Annotated in this window: 9 protein-coding genes; 7 read left to right on the forward strand and 2 right to left on the reverse strand. The window is 59.2% G+C overall.

Annotated features, from left to right (window positions below; all coding sequences use genetic code 11):
* Positions 1-30: 30 nt before the first annotated feature.
* A complete protein-coding gene (locus AC1RPZ_RS06240; RefSeq protein ID WP_493135877.1) occupies positions 31-822 on the reverse strand; it encodes a hypothetical protein in 792 nt (263 codons plus the stop codon).
* 743 nt (positions 823-1565) lie between these two features.
* On the opposite strand from AC1RPZ_RS06240, the gene AC1RPZ_RS06245 reads away from it, so the two are divergent.
* From AC1RPZ_RS06245 to AC1RPZ_RS06275, 7 genes are all read left to right on the forward strand, one after another.
* Positions 1566-3617 (forward strand): putative bifunctional diguanylate cyclase/phosphodiesterase, encoded by a 2052-nt coding sequence (locus tag AC1RPZ_RS06245; RefSeq protein ID WP_493135879.1) that lies wholly within the window; start codon positions 1566-1568, stop codon positions 3615-3617.
* Positions 3618-3829: 212 nt separating this feature from the next.
* Positions 3830-5173 (forward strand): imelysin family protein, encoded by a 1344-nt coding sequence (locus AC1RPZ_RS06250; protein ID WP_493135881.1) that lies wholly within the window; start codon positions 3830-3832, stop codon positions 5171-5173.
* 269 nt (positions 5174-5442) lie between these two features.
* The gene (locus AC1RPZ_RS06255; protein WP_493135883.1) at positions 5443-6870 is read left to right on the forward strand and encodes a di-heme oxidoreductase family protein; all 1428 of its coding nucleotides are present in this window, start codon (positions 5443-5445) and stop codon (positions 6868-6870) included.
* A gap of 44 nt (positions 6871-6914) precedes the next feature.
* A complete protein-coding gene (locus tag AC1RPZ_RS06260; protein ID WP_493135885.1) occupies positions 6915-7979 on the forward strand; it encodes an imelysin family protein in 1065 nt (354 codons plus the stop codon).
* Between the two features lie 14 nt (positions 7980-7993).
* Entirely contained in the window at positions 7994-9091 is a 1098-nt protein-coding gene (locus AC1RPZ_RS06265; RefSeq protein WP_493135887.1) for a DUF1513 domain-containing protein, read from the forward strand.
* Positions 9092-9180: 89 nt separating this feature from the next.
* Positions 9181-10332, forward strand: coding sequence for an efflux RND transporter periplasmic adaptor subunit (locus AC1RPZ_RS06270; RefSeq protein ID WP_493135889.1), 1152 nt, complete (start codon positions 9181-9183; stop codon positions 10330-10332).
* Between the two features lie 13 nt (positions 10333-10345).
* Positions 10346-13372 carry a multidrug efflux RND transporter permease subunit gene (locus tag AC1RPZ_RS06275; protein WP_493135891.1) on the forward strand — a complete coding sequence of 1009 codons (3027 nt, stop codon included), beginning with the start codon at positions 10346-10348 and terminating at the stop codon, positions 13370-13372.
* A 169-nt stretch (positions 13373-13541) separates the two neighbouring features.
* Here AC1RPZ_RS06275 and AC1RPZ_RS06280 read toward each other — a convergent pair whose 3' ends face one another.
* Positions 13542-13772 carry a hypothetical protein gene (locus tag AC1RPZ_RS06280; protein WP_493135893.1) on the reverse strand — a complete coding sequence of 77 codons (231 nt, stop codon included), beginning with the start codon at positions 13770-13772 and terminating at the stop codon, positions 13542-13544.
* Positions 13773-13839: the final 67 nt, after the last annotated feature.

Genomic DNA, 13839 nt, shown 5'->3' on the forward strand with positions numbered 1-13839 from the left:
CTCCCTGCCAATACAGCGCTTTGCAATGCGTCATGGAGTTTCGTCCTTGTTTTCCGTGCAGCCCGGGTAAATGGTGCAGACTCGCTCATCCACCATTTTGAAAGTGCTGAAATCTTTGTGATTGCCGTAGCAAAAGGCGTATCGGTCTTCAAAGTTATCGCCCATGCAGCGTTTCCATCCGCCGGGGACTTTGCTCCAGGTATCAGCTATGGCTGGTATTTCCTCCTCGGCCAACTTGATTTTCAGCCTTACGGTTTTCCCCGGTAGCTGAGTCAGCGTGTACGCCGTGAAAGGACGACTTCGACCGACATTGCCCTGTGCATCCATTTTTTTGCACGTGAGCAGTTTTATCAGGTAGCGCTTCGGCCCTACCGTGCGAAAAGACCACAGGCATTCGCCAAAGAACTCCCCCACGCCGTCATCGCTGAAAGTGCCCATGTGTCGCTCCAACAACTCCGGGCGCACGGCAAAGGAGGCGTAGTCATAGCTGCGATTACTTCGTCCCGGGCCAAAAACTCCTATGACCTTGAGCTCCACAAGGTTCAATGCCATCGGGCAGTCGCTCACGGTTCTGTACAGCTCAATCTCAGCAGTGCCTACGTATTCCATGTTGGGCTTGTTGAAGCTGACCTGAAAATTTCGCCCGCCGGGCAAGCTGCACGTCTGCCCTTTGGCGGGCAGGTAGATGGCCTTCAGTTCGTACTTGAAGTCAGGTGGGAAATCGGGAATGAAGGTAAAGCTGTCTGGCTTACCGACAGCCGCACAACCCACAGTCAGAGAAAGGCAACTGCCGAGGGTCAAGCCTTGAATGACACGTTTCATACGGGGGCATCTCCCTGCCAATACAGCGTTTGCTGATACACGCGCTCAAAGTGTGCCGCTGGGTCCTCTTCGGGCTGGGGAGCCACGAGTTCGGTGCAAGGTAGCCCGGCGCTTGCAGGCTCTGGGTCAGCAAAAAGTGCACCTGCTCGGGTTGCTGCCAGCCCCATAGACGAGCCAATTGAATCTGGCCCCACAACCAGTCATACACATTCAGCTGTGCGGCGAGGTGAGCAAGCTCTCCACATCAAAATCAGGGTTTTCGCTGACCGGCTCTATGACAGGAAATGAAGCGCGATGTCCAAACCGTCCATGGTTTATGCACGCGAAATTGGCGGGCACGTTAACAATGGGGAAAAAGGATTGATGTAGGAGGGATCCTCGAATACAGCCAGACCGTTCCGCTTTACAAGATGTTGCGTTAATGCATTAGAAGCAGGCGGCCCGCACCCTGAGCCCTGGCGACTTGCAGGACCTGAAGCGTTATCTCAAAAACAAACGTTCCCTTGCCTCAACGCCACAGCCGTCTACCCTCAACCAGACACAAATATTCTCTCCTGCCCCTCAAGTTGCAGGAGGTGCCTACCGACACATTACTAATGGGTTCCAATTGCCAGTCACCGAGGCAATGCGGCCAAGCCGGCAGACAAAATCTGCAAGGCTTGATTGTCCCTTTGACTGCCATCGCAGGATTGCCAATACTCATGGCAATTTGACGTTACCCGCACGGAACAAGGAATAACCCTTTGAAGCTGGAACTCAAAAACAGCTTGTCGGTGAAGTTGCTCCGGGTCGTGCTCCTGTCGGCATTGATCGTCGGCGTGGTGTTGAGCTGCGCGCAGATCGTTTTCGATGCCTATAAAACACGCCAGGCCGTGGCCAATGATGCCCAGCGCATCCTCGACATGTTTCGCGACCCCTCGACCCAGGCGGTGTACAGCCTCGATCGGGAAATGGGTATGCAGGTGATCGAAGGCCTGTTCCAGGACGACGCCGTGCGCATGGCCTCCATCGGCCATCCCAATGAAGCCATGCTCGCGGAAAAGTCCCGTGACTTGCAGCACTCTCACAGCCGCTGGCTGACCGACCTTATTCTGGGTCAGGAGCGCACGTTCACCACGCAACTGGTGGGGCGTGGCCCCTACAGCGAATATTACGGCGACCTCAGCATCACCCTCGACACCGCCACCTACGGTCAGGGTTTTATTGTCAGCTCGGTGATCATCTTTATTTCCGGCGTGCTTCGGGCCATGGCCATGGGCCTGGTGCTGTACCTGGTTTATCACTGGCTGCTGACCAAACCGCTGTCGCGGATCATCGAACACCTGACCAACGTCAATCCCGACCGTCCCAGCGAACACAAGATTCCGCAGCTCAAGGGCCACGAAAAGAACGAACTGGGGATCTGGATCAACACCGCCAACCAGTTGCTTGAGTCCATCGAACGCAATACCCATCTGCGCCACGAAGCCGAAAACAGCCTGTTGCGCATGGCTCAATACGATTTCCTCACCGGCCTGCCGAATCGTCAGCAGTTACAAACGCAACTGGACAAGATTCTGGTAGACGCCGGCCGCCTGCAACGCCGGGTCGCGGTGCTGTGTGTGGGCCTGGACGATTTCAAAGGCATCAACGAGCAGTTCAGCTACCAGACCGGCGACCAATTGCTGTTGGCTCTGGCAGACCGTCTGCGTGCTCACAGCGGCCGTCTCGGCGCGCTCGCTCGCCTGGGGGGCGATCAGTTCGCACTGGTTCAGGCCGACATCGAGCAACCTTACGAAGCCGCCGAACTGGCGCAAAGCATCCTCGATGACCTGGAAGCGGCGTTTGCCCTCGATCATCAGGAAATCCGCCTGCGCGCAACCATCGGCATCACCCTGTTCCCGGAAGATGGCGACAGCACCGAGAAGCTGTTGCAGAAAGCCGAACAGACCATGACCCTGGCCAAGACCCGTTCGCGCAACCGCTATCAGTTCTACATTGCCAGCGTTGACAGCGAAATGCGCCGGCGCCGCGAACTGGAAAAAGACCTGCGCGACGCCCTCACCCGCAATCAGTTCTACCTGGTCTACCAGCCGCAGATCAGCTACCGCGATCACCGGGTGGTCGGCGTCGAGGCGCTGATTCGCTGGCAACACCCGGAACACGGGCTGGTGCCGCCAGATCTGTTCATTCCACTGGCCGAGCAGAACGGCACGATCATCGCCATTGGCGAATGGGTGCTGGACCAGGCCTGCCGACAGCTGCGCGAATGGCACGACCAGGGGTTCAGCGACCTGCGCATGGCGGTCAACCTGTCCACCGTGCAACTGCACCACGCCGAGCTGCCGCGGGTGGTCAACAACCTGCTGCAAATCTATCGCCTGCCGCCGCGCAGCCTGGAGCTGGAAGTCACCGAGACCGGCCTGATGGAAGACATCAGCACCGCCGCGCAGCACCTGCTCAGCCTGCGCCGCTCGGGGGCATTGATCGCTATCGACGACTTCGGGACCGGATACTCGTCGCTGAGTTATCTGAAAAGCCTGCCGCTGGACAAGATCAAGATCGACAAGAGCTTCGTTCAGGACCTGCTCGATGACGACGACGATGCGACCATCGTTCGCGCGATCATCCAGCTCGGCAAAAGCCTTGGCATGCAGGTCATCGCCGAGGGCGTGGAAACCACCGAGCAAGAGACTTACATCATCTCCGAAGGCTGTCACGAAGGTCAGGGCTATCTCTACAGCAAACCGTTGCCTGCGCGGGAGCTGAGCGCTTATCTGAAACAGGCTCAACGCAGTAATGCGTTGAGCCTGTAGGTTCTTCGTCACAGCCAAAAGATCGCAGCCTGCGGCAGCTCCTACGCGGAAATGCGATCTGCGTAGGAGCTGCCGCAGGCTGCGATCTTTTCGGTGCGAACAAGAAATATTTCCAATCACAGCCCTTTACACATAATGCGAAAGATTTGCATTATGTCGCAGTTTTGCGCACCCCCGCGCCTGTCCATATTTACCGAAGCAGGATGTTCGCCATGATTCGTATGCCTCTGGCTACCGCCAGTTTGCTGGCCATCGCTATTTCCCTCGCTGGTTGCGGCGAAGGCAAAGACAAGGCTGCTGCTCCTCAAGCGCCTACTCCGGCCGCCAGCACCACCGCACCTGCTGCGTCTGCTGACGCTGGCAAAGTCGATGAAGCCGCTGCCAAAGCCGTTGTCGCGCACTACGCCGACATGGCTTTTGCGGTCTTCAGCGATGCCGAATCCACCGCGAAAACCCTGCAAACCGCTATCGACGCCTTCCTCGCCAAGCCGAATGCCGAAACCCTGAAAGCCGCTCGTGCTGCCTGGGTCGCCGCGCGCGTGCCTTACCTGCAGAGTGAAGCGTTCCGCTTCGGCAACACCATCATCGACGATTGGGAAGGTCAGGTTAACGCCTGGCCGCTCGATGAAGGCCTGATCGACTACGTCGACAAGAGTTACGAGCACGCTCTGGGTAACCCGGGCGCCAACGCCAACATCATCGCCAACCCGATTATTCAGATTGGCGAAGACAAGATCGACGTGACGGACATCACGCCGGAAAAGCTCGCCAGCCTGAACGAGCTGGGCGGTGCCGAAGCGAACGTCGCGACGGGTTACCACGCCATCGAATTCCTGCTCTGGGGCCAGGACCTGAACGGCACCGGGCCGGGTGCTGGCAACCGTCCTGCTTCGGACTACCTGGAAGGCGCCGGCGCTACCGGTGGCCACAATGATCGTCGTCGCGCTTACCTGAAAGCCGTGACTCAACTGCTGGTCAGCGACCTGGAAGAAATGGTCGGCAACTGGAAGCCGAACGTGCCTGACAACTACCGCGCCGAGCTGGAAGAAGAACCGGCTGAAAGCGGTCTGCGCAAAATGCTCTTCGGCATGGGCAGCCTCTCGCTGGGCGAACTGGCGGGCGAGCGCATGAAGGTTTCCCTGGAAGCCAACTCCCCTGAAGACGAGCAGGACTGCTTCAGCGACAACACCCACAACTCGCACTTCTACGATGCCAAGGGCATTCGTAACGTGTACCTGGGCGAATACACCCGTACAGATGGCACCAAGATGACCGGTGCCAGCCTGTCGTCGCTGGTGGCCAAAGTCGACCCGGCTGCCGACGCTGCGCTCAAGGCTGACCTGGCCGCCACTGAAGCCAAAATCCAGGTCATGGTTGATCACGCCAACAAGGGTGAGCATTACGACCAACTGATCGCTGCCGGCAACACCGCGGGCAACCAGATTGTGCGTGACGCCATTGCTGCGCTGGTCAAGCAGACCACCTCGATCGAACAGGCTGCCGGCAAACTGGGCATCAGTGACCTGAACCCGGACAACGCTGATCACGAGTTCTGATCAACGCTGACCGAGCGAATGACAAAGGCGACCTTCGGGTCGCCTTTTTTATACCTGCCTGAACGCAATACCCTGTGGGAGCGAGCTTGCTCGCGATATCGGTAGTATGTTCAAAATGAATGTTGGCAATGATGGCCCCATCGCGAGCAAGCTCGCTCCCACAGGGAATCGCGGTCAACCTGTGAGAGCAAACGATAATTCCTCTTATTCAAACTCCCCTGCCCTGTTAGACTTTGCGCCCTTGTTTTGCTCGCCTTTCAGGATTGCTGATGCCCTCGCTGCCTCTTCGCTTGTCTGCACTGATTCTGGCCCTCGGCCTGAGTGCCTGCGATGACGCTCCGCGTTTTACCAAGGCCGAACCCGGTGAAGCTCGCTCCGGCGGCGCGGCGACCGTCAGAAAAACCGACCAGAACGCATTTTCCCTGCCTTCAGCCAACCTCTCGCCAACCCGTCGGCTGGACTTCAGCGTCGGCAACAGTTTCTTCCGCAGCCCGTGGGTGATCGCCCCGTCGACCACCACTGCTCGCGATGGCCTCGGCCCACTGTTCAACACCAACGCCTGCCAGAACTGCCACATCAAGGACGGTCGCGGCCATCCGCCGACGGCCGATTCCGATAACGCCGTGTCGATGCTGGTGCGTCTGTCGATCCCCGACACCCCGGCCTATGCCAAGATCATCGAACACATGGGTGTGGTGCCTGAGCCCGTCTACGGCGGGCAGCTTCAAGACATGGCCGTGCCCGGCGTCGCCCCCGAAGGCAAGGTTCGCGTCGACTACGATTCGGTCCCGGTGCGCTTTACGGACGGCACCGAAATCGAACTGCGCAAACCCAAACTGCTGATCACCCAACTGGGCTATGGCCCGATGCATCCCGACACGCTTTTTTCCGCGCGGGTCGCTCCGCCGATGATCGGCCTCGGACTGCTCGAAGCCATCTCCGACGCGGCTATTCTGGCCAACGCCGACGCGCAGGCTAAAGACAAAAACGGCATCGCCGGACGTCCGAACCGGGTCTGGGATGACGCGCAACAAAAGACCGTTTTGGGCCGTTTTGGCTGGAAAGCCGGACAACCCAATCTCAATCAGCAAAACGTTCACGCGTTTTCCGGTGATATGGGCCTCACGACCAGCCTGCGGCCCTTTGATGATTGCACCCAGGCCCAGACTGACTGCCTGCAAGCGCCCAACGGCAATGGCCCGAATGGCGAGCCGGAAGTCAGCGACAACATCTTGCGCCTGGTGCTGTTCTACAGCCGTAACCTGGCAGTCCCGGCCCGCCGTGACGTCAACGGATCGCAGGTGCTGGCCGGCAAAAACCTGTTCTATCAGGCCGGTTGCCAGTCCTGCCACACACCGAAATTCACCACCGCCGCGAATGCCGCAGAACCTGAACTGGCCAATCAAGTGATTCGCCCCTACAGCGATCTGTTGCTGCATAACATGGGCGAAGGCCTCACCGATAACCGTAGCGAATTCCAGGCCTCTGGCCGTGACTGGCGCACACCGCCGCTGTGGGGCATTGGCCTGACGCAGACGGTCAGTGGCCACACTCAATTTTTGCATGACGGCCGCGCCCGCAATCTGCTCGAAGCCGTGCTTTGGCACGGCGGTGAAGCTACGGCCGCGCAGCAACAGGTTTTAGCTTTCAATGCCGAGCAGCGCGCTGCGTTGCTGGCCTTTTTGAATTCTCTTTAACGCATTTCCCATACGCTTTCGCCCATATAAAAAGGGAGCCCGACATGTTCCGTCCCAAGCTGTTGTTCACCAGCCTTGCCGCACTCGCCCTGGGCGCCTGCTCGCCCCAGGATCCTCAAGCCGTCACGTCGGCAGCCATCGCCAAACAAGTGATCCTGCCGACCTACAGCCGCTGGGTTGAAGCTGACCGCCAATTGGCCGTCAGTGCGCTGGCCTACTGCGAAGGCAAGGCCGACCTTGCGACCGCTCGTGCCGATTTCCTCCATGCACAAAAAGCTTGGGCACAATTGCAACCGTTGCTGATTGGCCCACTGGCCGAGGGCAATCGCTCCTGGCAGGTGCAGTTCTGGCCGGACAAGAAAAACCTGGTCGGCCGTCAGGTCGAGCAACTGGTCACCGCACAACCGCACATCGATGCCGCTGCGCTGGCCAAATCCAGCGTTGTCGTGCAGGGCCTCTCGGCCTATGAGTACATTCTGTTCGACGACAAGACCAACGTTGCCGACGCCGCGCAAAAAGCCCGCTACTGCCCACTGCTGACCGCCATCGGCGAACGTCAGAAGCAGCTGGCCGAAGAGATTCTGGCGAGCTGGAACAGTAACGACGGCATGCTCGCGCAACTGAGCAAATTCCCGAACCAGCGTTACGCCGACTCCCACGAAGCCATCGCCGATCTGCTGCGCGCGCAAGTGACGGCACTTGATACCCTGAAGAAAAAACTCGGCACGCCGATGGGTCGTCAGACCAAGGGCATTCCACAGCCGTTCCAGGCAGACGCATGGCGCAGTCATACGTCGCTGCAAAGCATGGAGGCGAGCCTGGCTGTCGCCCGGACCGTCTGGGTCGGTGTCGACAACAAGGGCCTGCGTGGACTGTTGCAACCTGAGCAGAAGCCGCTGGCTGACAAGATCGATGCTGCCTACGCTGCGTCCTTGAAACTGTTCAACAGCAATCAGCGCTCGCTGACCGAAATGCTCACCGACGATGCCGGTCATCAGCAACTCAACGACCTCTATGACAGCCTCAACGTCGTCCATCGCCTGCACGAAAGTGATCTGGCCAAGGCGCTGGGCATCCAACTGGGCTTCAACGCCAACGACGGCGACTGATGAGGGGTAGTTCCATGCTGCGACGCCAGGCTCTGACGTTAGGCGGTTTGTTGCTGGGCGCCGTGACGCTGGGTGGCTGGAAGCTGTTCAAGCAAAAGGACCACGGTCCTTTGCTGCTTTCGGCGCGCGACGACAGCGATGGTAAACACTACGCCGTCGGCTATCGGCTGGACGGCACTCGTGTGTTCGCCACCGAAGTCGGCCAGCGCTGCCACGACATCATCAACCACCCGACGTTGCCGATTGCCCTGTTCGTCGCCCGCCGACCGGGCACCGAGAGCTATCTGGTCGATCTGCGTGACGGCGCACTGCTGCAAACCGTGGTGTCGCAACCGAACCGGCACTTCTACGGCCACGCGGTCATTCACAACAGCGGTGACTGGCTGTACGCCACCGAGAACGACACCACCGACCCAGGTCGCGGCCTGCTCGGGGTGTACCGTTTCGAAGGTGAACGCTTGGTGCACAGCGGTGAGATTTCCACTCACGGTATCGGCCCGCACCAAGTGTCGTGGATGCCCGACGGTGAAACCCTGGTGGTGGCCAACGGCGGGATTCGCACCGAAGCCGAAAGCCGGGTCGAGATGAACCTCAACGCCATGGAACCCAGCCTGGTGCTGATGCAACGCAATGGCACCCTGTTGAACAAGGAAACCCTGGCCCAGCAAATGAACAGCGTGCGTCACATGGGGATCGCCAGCGACGGCACCATTGTCACCGGCCAGCAATTCATGGGGGCCGCCCATGAATCATCGGAGCTGTTGGCGATCAAGCGTCCCGGCCAGCCCTTTGTCGCGTTCCCGGTCGCCGAGCACCAGTTGCAGGCCATGGGGCACTACACCGCGAGCGTCGCGGTGCACAGTGATTTGCGGCTGGTGGCGCTCACCGCACCGCGCGGCAACCGCTTTTTCATCTGGGACCTGGACAGCGGCGAAGTGCGCCTCGATGCACCGCTGCCCGACTGCGCCGGTGTCGGTGCAGTGGCCGATGGTTTTATCGTGACCTCGGGGCAAGGGCGTTGCCGTTTCTATGATTGTCGCCAGACACCGCTGCTGGCCAAACCCCTCGAACTCCCCGCAGGGCTCTGGGATAACCATCTGCATCTGGTCTGATGCCGCTCACAGGCGGGTATGTGGAATCACCGGCACACACGGAGTAATGTTCGGCCTGTCTCACCTGATTTTTTCCAGGGAAGTGGAATATGCTGCGCCGCCGCATGCTGATCATGTTGGGTGTCGTCCTGTTGATCGTCCTGATGCTGGGAGGCTACAAAGCCTTCTCCATCTACAAGATGGTCCAGACTTTCGCTGTGCCAAGACCACCGGTGAGCGTTGCCGTGGCCACCGCCACCGAACGGCCCTGGCAAACCCGCTTGCCCACGGTCGGTACCCTCAAGGCGCTGCAAGGGGTCAACCTGAGTCTGGAGATTGCCGGTACGGTCAAGGACGTGCAGTTCGAGTCCGGGCAGAAGGTCAAGGCCGGCCAGCCGATCGTGCAGCTCGACAGCGCCGTCGAAAGTGCCCTGCTGGAAACCGCCCAGGCCGACCTTGGCCTGGCGCAACTGGATTACGGTCGTGGTAGCCAACTGGTCGGTAGTCAGGCGATCTCCAGGGGCGAGTTCGACCGCCTCACCGCGGTGCTTGCAAAGAGCAAGGCCACGGTCAATCAGCTCAAGGCTGCGCTGGCGAAAAAACACATCGTTGCACCCTTCAACGGCACCATCGGTATTCGTCAGGTAGACGTCGGAGACTTCCTGCCCAGCGGCACCGTCATTGCCACCCTGCAGGACCTCAGCAGCCTGTACGTCGACTTCTACGTGCCGGAACAATCAGTACCGAAAATCGCCCTCGGCCAGCCAGTACAGGTCACGGTCTCGGCCTACCCCACGCAAAACTTTCCAGGCGCCATCAGCGCGATCAACCCCAAGGTCGAAAACAGCACGCGCAACGTGCTGGTACGCGCCACCCTGGCCAACCCGGACGGCAAATTGCTGCCAGGCATGTTCGCCAGCCTGCTGGTCATGCTGCCGGATCCACAGCCCAAAATCGTCGTACCGGAAGGCGCGATCACCTACACCCTCTATGGCAACTCGCTCTACGTGGTCGCCCAGAAGAAAGACGCGGACGGCAACGTCGAGAAAGACGACAAGGGCCAGCCGTTCCTGATCGCCGAGCGGCGCTTCATCGAAACCGGCGAGCGACGCGACGGTATGGTGCTGATCAACAAAGGGCTGCAGAACGGCGAGCAAGTGGTCAGTGCCGGTCAGATCAAACTCGACAACGGCACGCACATTGTCGTCAGCCCCGACAAGAACCTGCCAGCCGAACAGACCCGCCAACCGCGCGCGAACTGATCGAGGAATCCCCATGGCGTTTACCGATCCGTTCATCCGCCGTCCGGTGCTCGCCACCGTGGTCAGCCTGCTGATTGTGCTGCTGGGCTTCCAGGCCTGGAGCAAGCTGCCGCTGCGCCAATATCCGCAAATGGAGAACGCGCTGATCACGGTGACCACCGCCTACCCCGGCGCCAACGCCGAAACCATTCAGGGTTACATCACCCAACCCTTGCAGCAAAGTCTGGCGAGTGCCGAAGGCATCGACTACATGACCTCGGTCAGCCGCCAGAACTTCTCGGTGATTTCGGTCTACGCACGTATCGGTTCCAACAGCGACCGGTTGTTTACCGAGTTGCTGGCCAAGGCCAACGAGGTCAAGAACAAGCTGCCCAAAGACGCTGAAGACCCGGTGCTGAGCAAGGAAGCCGCGGGCGCCTCGGCGCTGATGTACATGAGTTTTTTCAGCAAGGAACTGAGCAACCCGCAGATCACCGACTACCTGTCACGGGTGATCCAGCCCAAGCTCGCCACTCTGCCCGGCATGGCTGAAGCCGCCATTCTCGGCAACCAGGTGTTTGCCATGCGCCTGTGGCTCGACCCGGTGAAACTCGCCGGTTTCGGCCTGAGCGCCAGTGATGTCAGCAACGCCGTGCGCCAGTACAACTTTCTGTCCGCCGCCGGTGAAGTCAAAGGCGAGTACGTCGTTACCAGCATCAACGCCAATACCGAGTTGAGGACCGCCGAAGCCTTCGCCGCCATTCCGCTGAAAGTCGACGGCGACAGTCGGGTACTGCTCAGTGACGTAGCGCGCGTGGAGATGGGTGCCGAAAACTACAACACCATCAGCTCCTTCGGTGGCACTCCCTCGGTGTACATCGGGATCAAGGCCACGCCGGCCGCCAACCCGCTGGACGTGATCAAGGAGGTGCGCAAACTCATGCCGGAGCTGGAATCCCAGCTGCCCCCCACCCTCAAGGCCGAAATCGCCTACGACGCCACGTTGTTCATTCAGGCCTCGATCAACGAAGTGCTGAAAACCCTCTTCGAAGCCGTGCTGATCGTGATTGTCGTGGTGTTCCTGTTCCTCGGCGCGCTGCGTTCGGTGGTGATCCCGGTGGTGACCATTCCGCTGTCGATGATCGGCGTGATGTTCTTCATGCAGCTGATGGGCTACTCGATCAACCTGCTGACCTTGCTGGCGATGGTGCTGGCCATCGGTCTGGTGGTGGATGACGCCATCGTCGTGGTGGAAAACATTCACCGACACATCGAAGAGGGCAAGACGCCGCTGGACGCAGCCCTCGAAGGCGCGCAGGAAATCGCCATGCCGGTGGTCTCGATGACCATCACCCTGGCGGCGGTCTATGCGCCCATCGGTTTTCTGACGGGCCTGACCGGCGCTCTGTTCAAGGAGTTCGCCTTGACCCTGGCCGGTGCCGTGGTGATCTCAGGAATCGTTGCCCTGACCCTGTCGCCGATGATGTGCGCCCTGCTCTTGCGCCACGATGAAAACCCCTCAGGCCTGGCTCATCGCCTCGATCTGATTTTCGAAGGGCTCAAGCGTCGCTATCAGAGCGTTCTGCACGGCACGCTCAACACCCGGCCGGTGGTGCTGGTGTTCGCCGTGATCGTGCTGTGCCTGATTCCGGTGCTGCTCAAGTTCGCCAAATCGGAACTGGCACCGGATGAGGATCAGGGCGTCATTTTCATGTTGGCCAACGCCCCGCAACCGGCCAACCTGGAGTACCTGAATACCTATACCGACGAATTCCTGGCGATCTTCAAGGCGTTTCCCGAGTACTACTCGTCTTTCCAGATCAACGGATTCAACGGCGTGCAGTCAGGCATTGGCGGCTTCCTGCTCAAACCCTGGAATGAGCGCAAACGAACCCAGATGCAGCTTCTGCCTGAGGTGCAGAAAAAGCTGTCGAACGTCACCGGCCTGCAAATCTTCGGCTTCAACCTGCCCTCGCTGCCGGGCACGGGTGAAGGCTTGCCGTTCCAGTTTGTAATCAACACCGCCAATGACTACGCGTCGCTGCTGGAGGTGGTCAATCGGGTGAAGAAGCGTGCGCTGGAGTCCGGCAAGTTCGCCTTCGCCGACATCGACCTGGCCTTTGACAAACCCGAAGTGGTGGTTGATATCGACCGCGCCAAGGCAGCTCAGATGGGTGTCTCGATGGAGGATCTGGGCGTGACCCTGGCGACGTTGCTGGCAGAAGCCGAGATCAACCGCTTCACCATCGAGGGGCGCAGCTACAAGGTCATCGCCCAGGTCGAACGGCCCTACCGGGACAACCCCGATTGGCTAAGCAACTATTACGTGAAAAACGCCAACGGGGAACTGCTGCCCTTGTCGACCTTGATCACCATCAGCGACCGCGCACGACCGCGGCAGTTGAACCAGTTCCAGCAACTCAATTCGGCGATTCTTTCAGGTGTTTCGAAGGTCAGCATGGGCGAGGCGATTGATACCGTGCGCCAGATCGCCCAGGAAGAAGCACCGCCGGGCTATGCCTTTGATTACGGCGGCACCTCGCGACAGTACGTTCAGGAAGGCAGTGCCTTGTGGGTGACCTTTGCCTTGGCGCTGGCGATCATTTTCCTGGTGCTGGCGGCGCAGTTCGAAAGCTTCCGCGATCCACTGGTGATTCTGGTGACCGTGCCACTGTCGATTTGCGGCGCGCTGATCCCGTTGTTCCTGGGCTGGTCGAGCATGAACATTTATACCCAGGTCGGTTTGGTGACCTTGATCGGACTGATCAGCAAACACGGAATCCTGATCGTCCAGTTTGCCAACCAGTTGCGCAAGGACAAGGGCCTGACACCACGCGAAGCCGTGGAGCAAGCGGCCGCCATTCGCCTGCGTCCGGTATTGATGACCACGGCCGCCATGGTCTTCGGCATGGTGCCGTTGATCATCGCCACAGGCGCGGGCGCCGTCAGCCGCTACGATATCGGGATGGTGATTGCCACCGGGATGTCGATCGGGACGTTGTTCACCCTGTTCGTGCTGCCCTGTATCTACACGTTGCTGGCCAAGCCCGATAAACCGTAAGTACGGACTCCGCGTAGGAGCTGCCGAAGGCTGCGATCTTTACCAAAGATCAAAAGATCGCAGCCTTCGGCAGCTCCTACGAGGTCCATATAAACCTTATTCAGGACGAGCCAGCTGAAAAACAAAAGGCCTCGCATTTGCGAGGCCTTTGATGTGCGCTTTAGGGTTTTCAACCCTGGCGTTTCATTCCCTGGGTCATGCCAAACATGAACAACAACAACTCATCATTATCAGTGTGGGTCACCACGGATGACTTCGTAGTCCGTGGCAACGGACAATGCACGCTGCCATTCATTGCACTGAGAACTTGCGTACGCGGCTGCTCTAATCCAACCACCGCCAATGAAACAACTGCCAAGGCTCCTGCCATAAACAAACCTCTAGCAATTTCTAGTTTCATGGCCATAAACCTTTGATAGAGCGGCCAAACGCCTTCTTATAAAGGTAGACGAGCTTTTCCCTATCTG

The organism is Pseudomonas sp. GW822-FHT02D10, from assembly GCF_058802345.1.